This window comes from Pseudomonas sp. BW16M2, assembly GCF_014268865.1.
Classification (GTDB): Bacteria; Pseudomonadota; Gammaproteobacteria; order Pseudomonadales; family Pseudomonadaceae; genus Aquipseudomonas; species Aquipseudomonas peradeniyensis.
In genome coordinates, this window is the sequence record NZ_JABWRI010000037.1 from 43,517 (window position 1) to 57,390 (window position 13,874).

At 65.5% G+C, this 13,874-nt stretch carries 12 protein-coding genes; 6 read left to right on the forward strand and 6 right to left on the reverse strand.

Annotated elements, in window-relative coordinates; translation table 11 throughout:
- Nucleotides 1–30 precede the first annotated feature (30 nt).
- From HU735_RS23980 to tkt, 3 genes are all read right to left on the reverse strand, one after another.
- Entirely contained in the window at nt 31–1,194 is a 1,164-nt protein-coding gene (locus HU735_RS23980; RefSeq protein ID WP_186715834.1) for a phosphoglycerate kinase, read from the reverse strand.
- Between the two features lie 12 nt (nt 1,195–1,206).
- Complete coding sequence (epd, locus tag HU735_RS23985) at nt 1,207–2,268, reverse strand: erythrose-4-phosphate dehydrogenase (RefSeq protein ID WP_050707217.1); 1,062 nt, start codon at nt 2,266–2,268, stop codon at nt 1,207–1,209.
- Nucleotides 2,269–2,399: 131 nt separating this feature from the next.
- Nucleotides 2,400–4,397: a transketolase gene (gene tkt / locus HU735_RS23990; protein ID WP_050707218.1), complete on the reverse strand. Its 1,998-nt coding sequence runs from the start codon at nt 4,395–4,397 to the stop codon at nt 2,400–2,402.
- A gap of 326 nt (nt 4,398–4,723) precedes the next feature.
- Between tkt and HU735_RS23995 the strand changes: the two genes are divergently transcribed.
- From HU735_RS23995 to HU735_RS24010, 4 genes are all read left to right on the forward strand, one after another.
- On the forward strand, nt 4,724–5,716 hold the full coding sequence (locus tag HU735_RS23995) for a metalloregulator ArsR/SmtB family transcription factor (protein WP_186715848.1): 993 nt from the start codon (nt 4,724–4,726) through the stop codon (nt 5,714–5,716).
- A 19-nt stretch (nt 5,717–5,735) separates the two neighbouring features.
- Nucleotides 5,736–6,926 carry a methionine adenosyltransferase gene (metK, locus tag HU735_RS24000; RefSeq protein WP_186715851.1) on the forward strand — a complete coding sequence of 397 codons (1,191 nt, stop codon included), beginning with the start codon at nt 5,736–5,738 and terminating at the stop codon, nt 6,924–6,926.
- Between the two features lie 145 nt (nt 6,927–7,071).
- A complete protein-coding gene (gene ligB, locus HU735_RS24005) occupies nt 7,072–8,742 on the forward strand; it encodes an NAD-dependent DNA ligase LigB (RefSeq protein WP_186715859.1) in 1,671 nt (556 codons plus the stop codon).
- 59 nt (nt 8,743–8,801) lie between these two features.
- Nucleotides 8,802–9,197, forward strand: a complete 396-nt coding sequence (locus HU735_RS24010) for a DUF1090 domain-containing protein (protein WP_186715860.1) — start codon at nt 8,802–8,804, stop codon at nt 9,195–9,197.
- A gap of 140 nt (nt 9,198–9,337) precedes the next feature.
- On the opposite strand, the gene HU735_RS24015 is transcribed toward HU735_RS24010, so the two are convergent.
- The gene (locus tag HU735_RS24015) at nt 9,338–9,784 is read right to left on the reverse strand and encodes a cytochrome c (RefSeq protein ID WP_186715862.1); all 447 of its coding nucleotides are present in this window, start codon (nt 9,782–9,784) and stop codon (nt 9,338–9,340) included.
- Nucleotides 9,785–9,903: 119 nt separating this feature from the next.
- Here HU735_RS24015 and HU735_RS24020 point away from each other — a divergent pair, with 119 nt between their 5' ends.
- Nucleotides 9,904–11,055 carry an MltA domain-containing protein gene (locus tag HU735_RS24020; protein ID WP_186715866.1) on the forward strand — a complete coding sequence of 384 codons (1,152 nt, stop codon included), beginning with the start codon at nt 9,904–9,906 and terminating at the stop codon, nt 11,053–11,055.
- Nucleotides 11,056–11,124: 69 nt separating this feature from the next.
- Here the strand turns inward: HU735_RS24020 and HU735_RS24025 are convergent, their stop codons facing one another.
- A complete protein-coding gene (locus tag HU735_RS24025) occupies nt 11,125–11,511 on the reverse strand; it encodes an MAPEG family protein (RefSeq protein WP_050707225.1) in 387 nt (128 codons plus the stop codon).
- Between the two features lie 31 nt (nt 11,512–11,542).
- Nucleotides 11,543–12,376: an EamA family transporter gene (locus HU735_RS24030; RefSeq protein WP_186715867.1), complete on the reverse strand. Its 834-nt coding sequence runs from the start codon at nt 12,374–12,376 to the stop codon at nt 11,543–11,545.
- A 211-nt stretch (nt 12,377–12,587) separates the two neighbouring features.
- Here HU735_RS24030 and HU735_RS24035 point away from each other — a divergent pair, with 211 nt between their 5' ends.
- Nucleotides 12,588–13,826, forward strand: a complete 1,239-nt coding sequence (locus tag HU735_RS24035; protein ID WP_186715869.1) for a sodium:proton antiporter — start codon at nt 12,588–12,590, stop codon at nt 13,824–13,826.
- Nucleotides 13,827–13,874: the final 48 nt, after the last annotated feature.

The window sequence follows — 13,874 nt, forward strand, 5'->3', positions numbered from 1 at the left end:
GGTCGCTCCCTTTGCCAGGCGCCTTCACGCTCAGGCCTTGGCCCGCTCTTCCAGGATTGCCACGGCAGGCAGGACCTTGCCCTCGACGAACTCGAGGAACGCGCCGCCACCGGTAGAAATGTAGGAGATATCGGCCCCCACGCCATACTTGTCGATGGCCGCCAGGGTGTCGCCGCCACCGGCAATGGAGAACGCGGCGCTGTCGGCGATGGCCTTGGCCAGGACCTTGGTGCCGTTGCCGAACTGGTCGAACTCGAACACACCGACCGGACCGTTCCACAGGATAGTCTTCGAGGTCTTCAGCAACTCGGCGAACCGCTCGGCGGTCTTCGGGCCGATGTCCAGGATCATGTCGTCGGCGGCCACGTCGGCGATCGCCTTGACGGTGGCTTCGGCGCTCTCGGCGAATTCCTTGGCGACCACCACGTCCACCGGCAGCGGTACGCTGACCTTGGCGGCGATGGCCTTGGCGGTCTCGACCAGGTCAGGCTCGTACAGCGACTTGCCGACCGGGTGACCGGCGGCGGCCAGGAAGGTGTTGGCGATGCCGCCACCGACGATCAGCTGGTCGCACACGGTGCTCAGGCTGTTCAGCACGTCCAGCTTGGTCGACACCTTGGAACCGGCGACGATGGCGGCCATCGGTTTGGCCGGGGCCTTCAGGGCCTTGCCCAGGGCGTCCAGCTCGGCAGCCAGCAGCGGGCCTGCGGCGGCGACCTTGGCGAACTTGGCAACACCGTGGGTGGAGCCCTCGGCGCGGTGGGCGGTACCGAAGGCGTCCATGACGAACACGTCGCACAGGGCGGCGTACTTCTGCGCCAACTCGTCGGCGTTCTTCTTCTCGCCCTTGTTGAAGCGCACGTTTTCGAACAGCACCAGGTCACCGGCCTGAACCTGAACGCCGTCGAGGTAATCGGCGACCAGCGGCACGTCGCGGCCCAGGGCCTTGCTCAGGTAGTCGGCAACCGGCTTGAGGCTGTTCTCGGCAGAGAACTCGCCTTCGGTCGGGCGGCCCAGGTGCGAGCAGACCATCACCGCCGCGCCCTTCTCCAGGGCCAGCTTGATGGTCGGCAGCGCTGCCAGGATACGCGCGTCGCTGGCCACCACACCGTCCTTCACAGGGACGTTGAGGTCTTCGCGGATCAGTACGCGCTTACCTTGCAGGTCGAGGTCGGTCATCTTCAACACGGTCATGAATGCAGTCCTTCAGGGCTGTTTGCTGCGGGTTGGGTGAACGACGTGCAGATAGTGTTCGGCAACGTCGAGCATACGGTTGGCAAACCCCCATTCGTTGTCGAACCAGGCCAGCAGGTTCACCAGGCGGGGGCCTGAGACGCGGGTCTGGCTGGCATCGACGATGGCCGAATGCGGGTCATGGTTGAAATCACAGCTGGCGTGGGGCAGCTCGGTGTAGGCCAGCAAGCCTTTCAGCGGGCCGTCCAGGGCGGCCTCGCGCAGCACCCGGTTGACTTCCTCGGTGCTGGTATCGCGGGAAGTCTGCAGGGTGATGTCCAGGCACGAGACGTTGACGGTCGGCACGCGTACCGCTTTGGCCTGGATTCGCCCGGCAAGTTCCGGCAGCAGGCGTTCGATACCCCGGGCCAGGCCCGTGGACACCGGAATCACCGACTGGAACGCCGAACGGGTGCGGCGCAGGTCTTCGTGATGGTAGGCGTCGATCACCGGCTGGTCGTTCATCGCCGAGTGGATGGTGGTGATCTGCACGTATTCGATGCCGAAGGCCTGGTCCAGCACCCGCAGCAGCGGCACGCCGCAGTTGGTGGTGCAGGAGGCGTTGGACACCAGCAGTTCGCTGCCGGTCAGGCAATCCTGGTTGACGCCGTAGACCACCGTGGCGTCGATGTCCGCCTCGCTGGCCATGGGCTGGGAAAACAGTACCCGCGGCGCGCCGGCATCGAGGAAGCGCTGGCCGTCGGCACGGGTGTGGTAGGCACCGGAGCATTCCAGCACCAGGTCGATGTCCAGGGCGGCCCAGTCGATGCCTTCCGGGGTGGCGCTGCGCAGCACCTTCACGCAGTCGCCATTGATATGCAGACAGTCGCCGTCGACCTTCACCTCGCCGGGGAAACGCCCGTGGGTGGAGTCGAAGCGTGTCAGGTATTCCAGACTAGCCTGGTCGGCCAGGTCGTTCAGCGCGACGATCTCGAAACCGGCCTTCGCCCCCCGCTCGAACAGTGCGCGCAGGACACAGCGGCCGATGCGGCCGTAACCGTTGAGTGCAACTTTGTAGGGACGCGGGTGGGGCATTCGATACTCACGGGACAAGTGCGTTGAACGACCATCGCGGGGCAAGCCCGCTCCCACAGGGGACTGCAAAGACCCTGTGGGAGCGGGCTTGCCCCGCGATCAGACGGGAGGCACAGGGCCTCCCAGGTGCATCAGTCTTCCAGCAGCTCTTCGGCGGTGCCCAGGATGTTGTCCAGGGTGAAGCCGAACTCCTCGAACAGCGCGCTGGCCGGGGCCGACTCGCCGTAGGTGGTCATGCCGATCACGCGGCCTTCGAGGCCGACGTACTTGTACCAGAAGTCGGCGTGAGCGGCTTCGATGGCGATACGCGCGCCAACTTCCAGCGGCAGTACCGACTGCTTGTAGGCTGCGTCCTGGGCGTCGAACACGCTGGTGCTAGGCATCGAAACGACGCGGACCTTGCGGCCTTCGGCGGTCAGCTTGTCGAAGGCTTGAACGGCCAGGCCCACTTCGGAACCGGTGGCGATCAGGATCAGCTCAGGCTCGCCGGCGCAGTCCTTGAGCACGTAACCGCCACGGGCGATATCGGCGATCTGCTGGGCGTCGCGGGTCTGGTGCTGCAGGTTCTGGCGCGAGAAGATCAGCGCCGACGGGCCGTCCTTGCGCTCCAGGGCGGCTTTCCAGGACACGGCGGATTCCACCGCGTCGGCCGGACGCCAGGTGTCCAGGTTCGGCGTGCTGCGCAGGCTGGTCAGCTGCTCGATCGGCTGGTGGGTCGGACCGTCTTCGCCCAGGCCGATGGAGTCGTGGGTGTAGACGTGGATCACGCGCTGCTTCATCAGCGCGGACATGCGCACGGCGTTGCGGGCGTATTCCATGAACATCAGGAAGGTGGCGCCGTAAGGCACCAGGCCGCCGTGCAGAGCGACGCCGTTCATGATGGCGGTCATGCCGAACTCGCGCACGCCGTAGAACACGTAGTTGCCGCTGGCATCGTTGGCTTCGACGCCCTTGCAGCCTTTCCACAGGGTCAGGTTGGAGCCGGCGAGGTCGGCGGAACCGCCAAGGAACTCGGGCAGCAGCGGGCCGAAGGCGTTCAGGGTGTTCTGGCTGGCCTTGCGGCTGGCGATGGTCTCGCCCTTTGCAGCAACTTCGTTGATGTAGGCCTGGGCCTTCTCGGAGAAGTCGGCCGGCAGGTCGCCGGCGGCGCGGCGCTTGAACTCGGCAGCCAGCTCAGGATAGGCCTTGGCGTAGGCGTCGAAGCGCTGGTTCCACTCGGCTTCGACCTTGGCGCCAGCTTCCTTGGCATCCCACTCGGCCTTGATGTCGGCCGGGATTTCGAACGGGCCGTGGTTCCAGTTCAGTTCCTTGCGGGCCAGGGCGATTTCGTCGTTGCCCAGCGGTGCGCCGTGGCAGTCTTCCTTGCCCTGCTTGTTCGGCGAGCCGAAGCCGATGATGGTCTTGCAGCAGATCAGGGTCGGACGGTCGCTCTTGCGCGCGGTCTCGATGGCGGTCTTGATCTCGTCGGCGTCGTGGCCGTTGACGTTGCGGATCACCAGCCAGTTGTAGGCCTCGAAGCGCGCCGGGGTGTTGTCGGTGAACCAGCCGTGGACTTCGCCGTCGATGGAGATGCCGTTGTCGTCGTAGAAGGCAACCAGCTTGTTCAGGCCCAGGGTGCCGGCCAGCGAGGCGACTTCATGGGAGATGCCTTCCATCATGCAGCCGTCGCCGAGGAACACGTAGGTGTTGTGGTCGACGATGTCGTGGCCTTCACGGTTGAACTGGGCACCCAGCACTTTTTCCGCCAGGGCGAAGCCCACGGCGTTGGCCAGGCCTTGGCCCAGCGGGCCGGTGGTGGTCTCGACGCCCGGGGTGTAACCGAACTCCGGGTGGCCCGGGGTGCGGCTGTGCAGCTGGCGGAAGGCCTTGAGGTCATCGATGGTGACGTCGTAGCCGGTCAGGTGCAGCAGCGAGTAGATCAGCATCGAGCCGTGGCCGTTGGACAGCACGAAGCGGTCGCGGTCGGCAAAGCTTGGGTTGCTCGGGTTGTGCTTCAGGTAGTCGCGCCAAAGCACTTCGGCGATATCCGCCATACCCATGGGGGCACCTGGGTGGCCGCTGTTGGCCTTTTGCACGGCATCCATGCTGAGGGCACGAATGGCGTTGGCACGTTCACGACGGCTGGGCATCGCTGAGTCTCCTGGGGCTTGAAATAGGTGGTGAAGCGAAAAAAGGCGGCCATTTTCGCCCACAGGGGGGGCCGGGGGCAATGACGTATGGTCGCAGTCGGGCTTTTTTCCTGTGATTGGCGGGGAAAAGAGTAAAAAAGCGGGGTCGTGGGAGCGGGCTTGCCCCGCGATTGCGTCAGATTGGACGAAGGAAGTACCAGGGCGAGCGCTATCGCGGGGCAAGCCCGCTCCCACGATCAGCCCCACGAGGCCATCGGTCAGGCAATATCAAAACTTTTTGATATTGCTATTGCGACGACAGCATCCCCTGTCTAGACTCCCGCCCCATGAACCTCAATGCGCCCATCACCCCACAACGCAGCGACGAGCTGGCCGCCCTGTGCAAGGCCGGCGGCGACCCCCTGCGCCTGAACGTGCTGCGCGCATTGGCCAACGATTCGTTCGGCGTGCTGGAACTGGCGCAGATCTTCGACATCGGCCAGTCGGGCATGAGCCATCACCTGAAGGTGCTGGCCCAGGCCGAGCTGGTGGCGACCCGCCGCGAAGGCAATGCGATCTTCTACCGTCGCGCCCTACCCGACAGCCAGCGCCTGGGCGGTCGCCTGCATTCGGCATTGCTCGACGAGGTCGACGACCTCGCCCTGCCTCAAGAAGTGCAGGCCCGAATCGCCCAGGTCCAGCAGCGCCGCGCAGCCACCAGCCAGGATTTCTTCCTGCGCGTGGAAGAGAAGTTCCGTGCCCAGCAGGACCTAATCGCCGGCCTGCCACAGTACCGCGAAAGCCTGCTGGCGCTGCTCGACAAGCTGAGCTTCGAGGCCGGTGCCAGCGCCCTGGAGGTCGGCCCCGGCGACGGCGGTTTCCTGCCCGACCTGGCCAGGCGCTTCGAGCAGGTCACGGCCATGGACAACAGCCCGACCATGCTCGAGCTGGCCCGCCAGGTCTGCGAGCGCAACGAATTGAGTAACGTAAACCTGCAGTTGGCCGATGCACTGGGTGCAACGGATGTGGAAGCCGACTGCGTTGTGCTGAACATGGTCCTGCACCATTTCAGCGATCCGGCCCAGGCCCTGCGCCTGCTGGCCAGACGGGTGAAGGCGGGCGGCAGCCTGCTGGTCACCGAACTGTGCAGCCATGACCAGGGGTGGGCGCGCGAAGCCTGCGGCGACCTGTGGCTTGGCTTCGAGCAGGACGACCTGGCCCGTTGGGCCAACGCGGCAGGGCTGGCCCCCGGGGACAGCCTCTACGTGGGCTTGCGTAACGGTTTCCAGATCCAGGTCCGGCACTTCCAGCGGACCACTGGCGACATACAACATCGGTAAATTTCAGGAACCCATCGAGATGAGCGAATACTCCCTTTTCACTTCCGAGTCCGTGTCCGAAGGGCATCCGGACAAGATCGCCGACCAGATCTCCGACGCGGTGCTGGACGCCATCATCGCCCAGGACAAGTACGCCCGCGTGGCCTGCGAGACCCTGGTCAAGACCGGTGTCGCCATCATCGCCGGTGAAGTCACCACCTCGGCCTGGGTCGACCTGGAAGAGCTGGTGCGTAAAGTGATCATCGACATCGGCTACAACAGCTCCGATGTCGGCTTCGACGGCGCCACCTGCGCCGTGATGAACATCATCGGCAAGCAGTCGGTGGATATCGCCCAGGGCGTCGATCGCTCGCGCCCGGAAGACCAGGGTGCCGGCGACCAGGGCCTGATGTTCGGCTACGCCAGCAACGAAACCGACGTGCTGATGCCGGCGCCGATCTGCTTCTCGCACCGCCTGGTCGAGCGCCAGGCCGAAGCGCGCAAGTCCAAGCTGCTGCCATGGCTGCGCCCGGACGCCAAGTCCCAGGTCACCTGCCGCTATGAAAACGGCAAGGTCGTAGGCATCGACGCCGTCGTCCTGTCGACCCAGCACAATCCTGAAGTGTCGCAGAAAGACCTGCAGGAAGCGGTGATGGAGCTGATCGTCAAGCACACCCTGCCGGCCGAGCTGCTGCACAAGGACACCCAGTACCACATCAACCCGACCGGCAACTTCATCATCGGTGGCCCGGTGGGCGACTGCGGCCTGACCGGCCGCAAGATCATCGTCGACAGCTACGGCGGCATGGCCCGCCACGGCGGTGGCGCGTTCTCCGGCAAGGACCCGTCCAAGGTCGACCGTTCGGCCGCCTACGCCGGCCGCTACGTGGCCAAGAACATCGTTGCCGCGGGCCTCGCCGAACGCTGCGAGATCCAGGTGTCCTATGCCATCGGCGTAGCCCAGCCGACCTCCATCTCGATCAACACCTTCGGTACCGGCAAGGTCTCCGACGACAAGATCGTGCAGCTGGTGCGCGAGTGCTTCGACCTGCGTCCGTACGCCATCACCACCATGCTCGACCTGCTGCATCCGATGTACCAGGAAACCGCCGCCTACGGTCACTTCGGCCGTACGCCGCAGCAGAAGACCGTCGGTGACGACACCTTCACCACCTTCACCTGGGAGCGCACCGACCGCGCCGCCGCCCTGCGCGACGCCGCTGGCCTGTAAGCCTCCTACAGCAGTAACGGAAAGCCCCTGCCGAGCAATCGGCAGGGGCTTTTTCGTGACATATCGGCTGACAAATCACCGCCGCTGCCAACGCCGCCGCCCGCCTAGCCTGAGAACTCCTTCCCACCTTGCAAGGAGGCCGGCCATGCCATTGCTGCTGATATTCATAGCGCTGCTGTTGCACCACTGCGTCGCCCAGGCAAGTGCGTGCCCAGCCTGGGACACCGCGCAGGCTGAAGCCGAGGTCGCACGGCTGCGCGCCACCCTCGCCCACTGGGACGACCAGTACCATCGCCTGGGTATCGCCCTGGTGGCCGACGAACTCTACGATCAAAGCCGCCAGCACCTGCTGGAACTTCAAGCCTGCTTTGGCCTTTCCCACGACGAAGCGCCGCTGGCGAGCGCCCGCGGCACTATCCCTCACCCCATCCCCCACACCGGTGTCGACAAGCTTGCCGACGAGCAGGCCGTAGCCCGATGGCTGCAGGGCAAACGCGACGTCTGGATGCAGCCGAAGGTCGACGGCGTCGCAGTGTCGCTGATCTATCGCCAGGGACAACTGACGGGTCTGCTCAGCCGTGGCGATGGCACGCAGGGGCACGACTGGAGCCGGCACATCCCCATGCTGAGCGGCATCGCGCGGCAACTTTCCCAACCGCTGGACGCGGTGTTCCAGGGCGAACTGTACTGGCGCCTGGACGACCATGTGCAGGCCGAGGCAGGCAGTGCCAATGCACGCGGCACCGTCGCCGGGCTGCTGGCACGCAAACGGATGACCGAGGAACAAGGCGAGGGCATCGGACTCTTCGTCTGGGACTGGCCGCACGGCCCGGATAACCAGGCCGAGCGCCTGGCACGCCTGGCAGTGCTTGGCTTCCCCGACAGCCAGCGTTTGAGCGTGACCATCGAGGGCGTTGCCGAGGCGACGCGCTGGCGTCAGCACTGGTACCGCTCGCCCCTGCCCTTCGCCAGCGACGGCGTGATCCTGCGCCAGGACAGTCGCCCCCCGGCACAGCGCTGGCGCGCCCAGGCACCCTACTGGATCGCTGCCTGGAAGTATCCGTTCGCCCAGGCGCTGGCGCAGGTCAGGGATGTGCAGTTCCGAATCGGCCGTACCGGGCGCATCACGCCCTTGCTGCTGTTACAACCGGTGACCCTGGACAACCGCCGGATCAGCCAGCTCAGTCTCGGCTCGCTGGCGCGCTGGAAACAGCTGGACATTCGCCCTGGTGACCAGATAGCGGTCAGCCTGGCCGGCCTGACCATTCCACGTCTGGAAAGCGTGGTGCATCGTGCCGCGCGACGCCCCATCGTGCAGGCTCCGGATCCGGCGACCTATCACGCTCTCAGTTGCTGGCAGGCCGACAAGGACTGCCAGCAGCAGTTCCTTGCCCGCCTGGCCTGGCTGGGCGGCAAGCAGGGCCTCGACCTGCCAGGCCTGGGAGCCGAAACCTGGAAGCACCTCGTCGAGAGTGGCCATATCGTGCAACTGACTGATTGGCTGATCCTCGAACAGGACCAATTGCTCAAGGTACCTGGGATCGCCCAGGCTCGAGCCAGGCAATTGCAGACTGCTTTCGCCCAGGCCCGCCGCCAGCCTTTCCAGCGTTGGCTACGAGGCCTCGGCGTACCCGCACCGTCCAGCCTGCAAATGGGCCCCGACTGGCACACACTGGCATCCAGAAACATCGAGCAATGGCTTGCCGAACCTGGCGTCGGGCCTGGTCGAGCAGAGCAATTGCAGGCTTTTTTCGCCCACGAGCGGGTCCAGGAGCTGGCCCGAAACCTGCGCGCCCATGCAATCGAGGGTTTCTAATTTGCGCGGATCAGGGCAGCATTTCGCTTTCTGCTGCCCAGCCTCGAATGGAGCCCCCGATGAAACTGCTTTCGTCCCTCGCCCTGTCTACCCTGCTCGGCTTCGTCGCCAGCCCGCTGCTGGCCGCCGAAGAGCAGCCGGGCCTGACCGGTTGCGCGGCCAAGCGTCAGGCCATCAGCGAACAGATCGAACAAGCCCGCGCCCATGGCAACAGCGACCAGCAGGCGGGGCTGGAAAAGGCCTTGAGCGAAGTCACCGAACACTGCACCGATGCTGGCCTGCGCAAGGAGCGCGAGCAGAAGGTGCTCGACGCTCGCCATGAGGTGAACCAGCGCACCAAGGATCTGGACAAGGCCATGAAGAAGGGCGACGCGGAAAAGATCAACAAGCGCAAGGACAAGCTGGCCGAGGCGAAGAAGGAGCTGCAGGAGGCCGTGGACGAGCTCGAACGCTAGCCGACCGGTCTTATGTGTACGAACCGTGGGAGCGGGCCTGCCCCGCGATGACGTCAGCCCAGGCAACGTCACTGGCCGATCCGACGCCATCGCGGGGCAAGCCCGCTCCCACGCGCCCGCACCCACAACGGCCCACTCGCTCAGTGATTGCGAAACTCGCTATGACAGGCCTTGCACGCCGCCTCGACCTTGTCCATCGGCGCCTTCACCTGCGCCGCATCCAGCGGCTGGGCACGGGTCACCGCGACCAACTCGCCGGTGACGCCCTCCAGTTGCCGGGCCAGGTCCTGGAACCGCGCCTGGCGCTCCCAGACCTCGGCCCGCGCGCTGCTATCACCCTCGTCGCGCACCTGCGGGAAGTGCTGCCACGGTGCGTGGGCCAGGCTGTCCAGCTTCGCCGCGCCATCGGCGAACTTCACGCCGTCGAAGGGCAAGCGCCCGCGCAGCATGCCGCCCATGTCTTCGCTGGTCTTGAGCATCTGCTTGAAGATCGCCTTGCGCTGGCCCAGCGGCGAGTTGGGATCAACGCCGTCACAGGCACTCAGGGCAAGGGCGGCGAGCAGTACTACGGTCAATCGCTTGAACATCACGGTCTCTTCGGCCAGGAAAACGGGCGGCCAGTATCGCCGCCTCGCGGGCAAAGACCAATAGCCACACAGAAAACAGGGGTGAATCTTCATGCTTCGCCCCCTACAGGATCGATGACATGAAATCTGCATTGCGCCATCTCGCCTGGGCACTGCCCGCCCTGGCGCTCCTGGCCGGCTGCAACGGCGGCGATAGCGCCAAGCCCGAACCCCACGCCATTGCCACCTACGTGCCAGCCACCTTCAAGGACCTGCCCCAGGTCAGCGACGACGACCTGCTGGCGGGCTTCTACGCCTGGCGCAGCGGTTGCGAGAAGCTCAAGCGCGACCCGGTGTGGGCCGCCACCTGCGAGGCGGCGGGTTCGGCCACGGCCAGCGCCGGACAAGTACGCACCTTCCTCGAACAGAACCTCCAGGTCTATGGCCTGCGCTCGGCGCAGAACAGCGCCAACGGCCTGATCACCGGCTACTACGAGCCGGTCTACCCCGGCAGCCTGGCTCGCACCGACAGCGCTCACGTCCCGGTGTATGGCGTGCCCGAGGACATGATCGTGGTCGACCTGGCCAGCGTGTACCCCGAGCTCAAGGGCAAGCGCCTGCGCGGGCGCCTCGACGGGCGGGTGCTCAAGCCCTACGACACCGCCGAGGTGATCAACCGCGACGGCGCCAAGGCGCCGGTGCTGGCCTGGCTGACCGACCCGATGGACCTGCAGTTCCTGCAGATACAGGGCTCGGGCCGTATCCAGCTGGAGAACGGCCGCCAGCTGCGCCTGGGCTACGCCGACCAGAACGGCCACCCGTACCGCCCGATCGGCCGCTGGCTGGTGGAGCAGGGGCAGCTGCCGAAGGAAGAGGTGACCATGGGCAGCATCCACGCCTGGGCTCAGGCCAACCCGCAACGTGTGCCCGAGCTGCTGGCGAGCAATCCGAGCTACGTGTTCTTCAGTACCCGCCCGGACAGCAACGAGGGGCCGCGCGGCTCGCTCAACGTGCCGCTGACCGCGGGCTACAGCGTGGCGATCGACCGCAAGGTGATCCCCCTGGGCAGCCTGCTCTGGCTGGCCACCACCCGCCCGGACGGCAGCCCGGTGGTGCGCCCGGTCGGCGCCCAGGACACCGGTGGCGCCATCACCGGCGAAGTGCGCGCGGACCTGTTCTGGGGCACCGGCCCCGAGGCCGGCGAGCTGGCGGGGAACATGAAGCAGCAGGGGCAGATCTGGATGCTGTGGCCCAAGGGGCAGCCTTTGCCCGAAGTGCCGAAAGTACCCTGACAGGCGCTATCGCGGGGCAAGCCCGCTCCCACGATGATTGCGTGGGAGCGGGCTTGCCCCGCGATGCATTCAAATCGATACGACGAAGAACGACACGATCAGCGCCATCCCGACGAACCACACCAGCGACCGTAGCACCGCCCAGTCCGCCAGGTAGCAGATGATGTAGAGCAGCCGGCTGGTGATGTACACCACCCCCAACACATCCTGGGTCACTTGTTCGGCATTGCCGACGATGTCGGCCACCAGAACCGCCGCGGCAAACGCAGGGAACGCCTCGTAGCCATTCAATTGGGCAGCATGGGCACGCCGTGGCAGCCCTTCGAGCTTGTCCAGAAACGCACGCGGGTCGTGATTGGCGCGCAGGCCGAAATACCCGCTGCTGAGCTTGGCGATCAATGCGCACAACGGCGGCAGGACCAGCGCAACGAGAATGCACCACAGGGCAACGGTCATCTACAGGACTCCTTGTTCACAGAGGATCGGTTCACAGTTTCATCACCAGCATGCCGGCCAGGACCAGCCCGCAAGCTAGGAGTCTCGGTCCGCCAAAAGGTTCTTTGAGGTAGCGCATGCCCAGCAACACCACCAGGATCACGCTCAGTTCGCGCAGCGCCGCGGCCTCCGCCACCGAGCCCAGGTGCATGGCCCACAGCACCAGAGCGTAGCTCAGCAGCACGCACACCCCCACCGCCAGCCCCAGCCGCCACTGGGTGCGCCAGAACAGCGCGAACTGCGGGCTGCGGGCAACGCCGGCCAGCAGCGGGAATGGCCAGGCACTGAGCAGGGTCAGCCATACCAGGTAGTCCATGGGCTTGCCCCAAAGGCGCACGGCCTGGCCGTCGAACCAGGTGTAGCAGCCGATGCACAGGCCGATCAGCGCCACCACCGGCAGCATCGACCAGGGCAGGCGATCACCGCCACCGCCCTGCCACAACAGGCAGGCCATGCCGCAGGGGATCAGCAGGATACCGATGATCTGCTGCTGGCTGAGCGACTCACCGGCAAAAACCAGGGTCAGTCCGAGCACGACCAAGGGCGACAAACCACGCATCAACGGATAGACCAGCCCCAGATCGCCAACACGATAGGCTTTGATCAGCAGGTAACGGTAGAGCTGCTCGGCCAGCGCCGATGCCAGCAGCCAGGGCCAGATGCCGGCCGGGGGAAACTCGACGAACGCCACCGCCAGAACGGCGAAGACCAGTGCCACCAGGTCCATGCTGGCGATCACCAGAAGGCGTTCGCCGCTGAACTTGATGAGGGTGTTCCAGGTCGCGTGGAGCAGGGCTGCGACCAGTACCAGGGAGGTTGCCAACACGCGGGATTCCTTGCGCAAAGACCAGGCGACACCTCGCACTATAACGGTTTGCTGTTGCTTGTAGGCATCGTGGGAGCGCCTGCCGTCCGACTTGAGGAACGATTCCGACAAAACCGGTCATAAGGTGTGTCCCGAACCCCGCGCCAGGTCATCAAAGAACTGCCCGAGTCACTCGGGAAACGACTTGGAAGCCACTGTTACAGGATTCGGGATGCTTGAATTAGTTGCCGCGTTTATCTGCCTCACCACCCTCCTCACCTATGTGAACTACCGTTTTATCGGCCTGCCGCCGGCCATCGGCGTGATGGTCACCGCACTGCTGTTCTCCCTGATGCTGCAGGGCCTGAGCCTGATCGGCTTCCCTGGCCTGGAAGAGCGCGTCGAAGGCCTGATGAACCAGATCGACTTCAACGACCTGCTGATGCACTGGATGCTGTCGTTCCTGCTGTTCGCCGGCGCCCTGCACGTCAACCTCGCCGACCTGCGCAGCTACCGCTGGCCGATCGGCCTCTTGGCCACGATCGGGGTGCTGATCGCCACCGTGGTGATCGGCTACCTGGCGCACTGGGTGTTCGCCCTGTTCGGCTGGAACGTGCCGCTGATCTACTGCCTGCTGTTCGGCGCGCTGATCTCGCCGACCGACCCGATCGCCGTGCTCGGCGCGTTGCGTACCGCCAACGCCTCCAAGCCGCTGAAGACCACCATCGTCGGCGAGTCGCTGTTCAACGACGGCACCGCGGTGGTGGTGTTCACCGTGCTGCTGGGCATCATCCAGCTGGGCGAGACGCCGAGCGTCACCGACACCGCCATCCTCTTCGCCCGCGAAGCCATCGGCGGGATCGCCTTCGGTGGCCTGATCGGCTATGCCACCTATCGCATGATCAAGAGCGTCGAGCAGTATCAGGTCGAGGTCATGCTGACCCTGGCGCTGGTGATCGGCGGCTCGGCCATGTGCTACGAGTTGCATGTGTCGGCGCCGATCGCCATGGTGGTGGCCGGCCTGATCATCGGCAACCTGGGGCGCAACCTGGCGATGAACGACATGACCCGCCGCTACATGGACGGTTTCTGGGAACTGATCGACGACATGCTCAACGCCCTGCTGTTCGCCCTGATCGGCCTGGAGCTGTTGCTGCTGCCGTTCAACTGGCTGCACCTGGCGGCCGGTGGCGTGCTGGCGGTGGCGGTGCTGGCCTCGCGCCTGCTGACCGTGGCGCCGGCCATCGTCTTGCTGCGCCGCTGGCGGACCGTGCCCCAGGGCACCATCCGCGTGCTGACCTGGGGAGGCCTGCGTGGTGGCGTGTCGGTGGCACTGGCGCTGTCGCTGCCACAGGGCGATGAGCGTGACCTGCTGCTGTCGATCACCTACATCGTGGTGCTGTCGTCGATCCTGGTGCAGGGTCTGACGGTCGGCAAGGTGGTGCGCAAGGTCAGCACACAGCCCGAGTAATCGCGTGGGAGCGGCGGTGCGCCGCTCCCACGAACGCTCCAGCCCGTA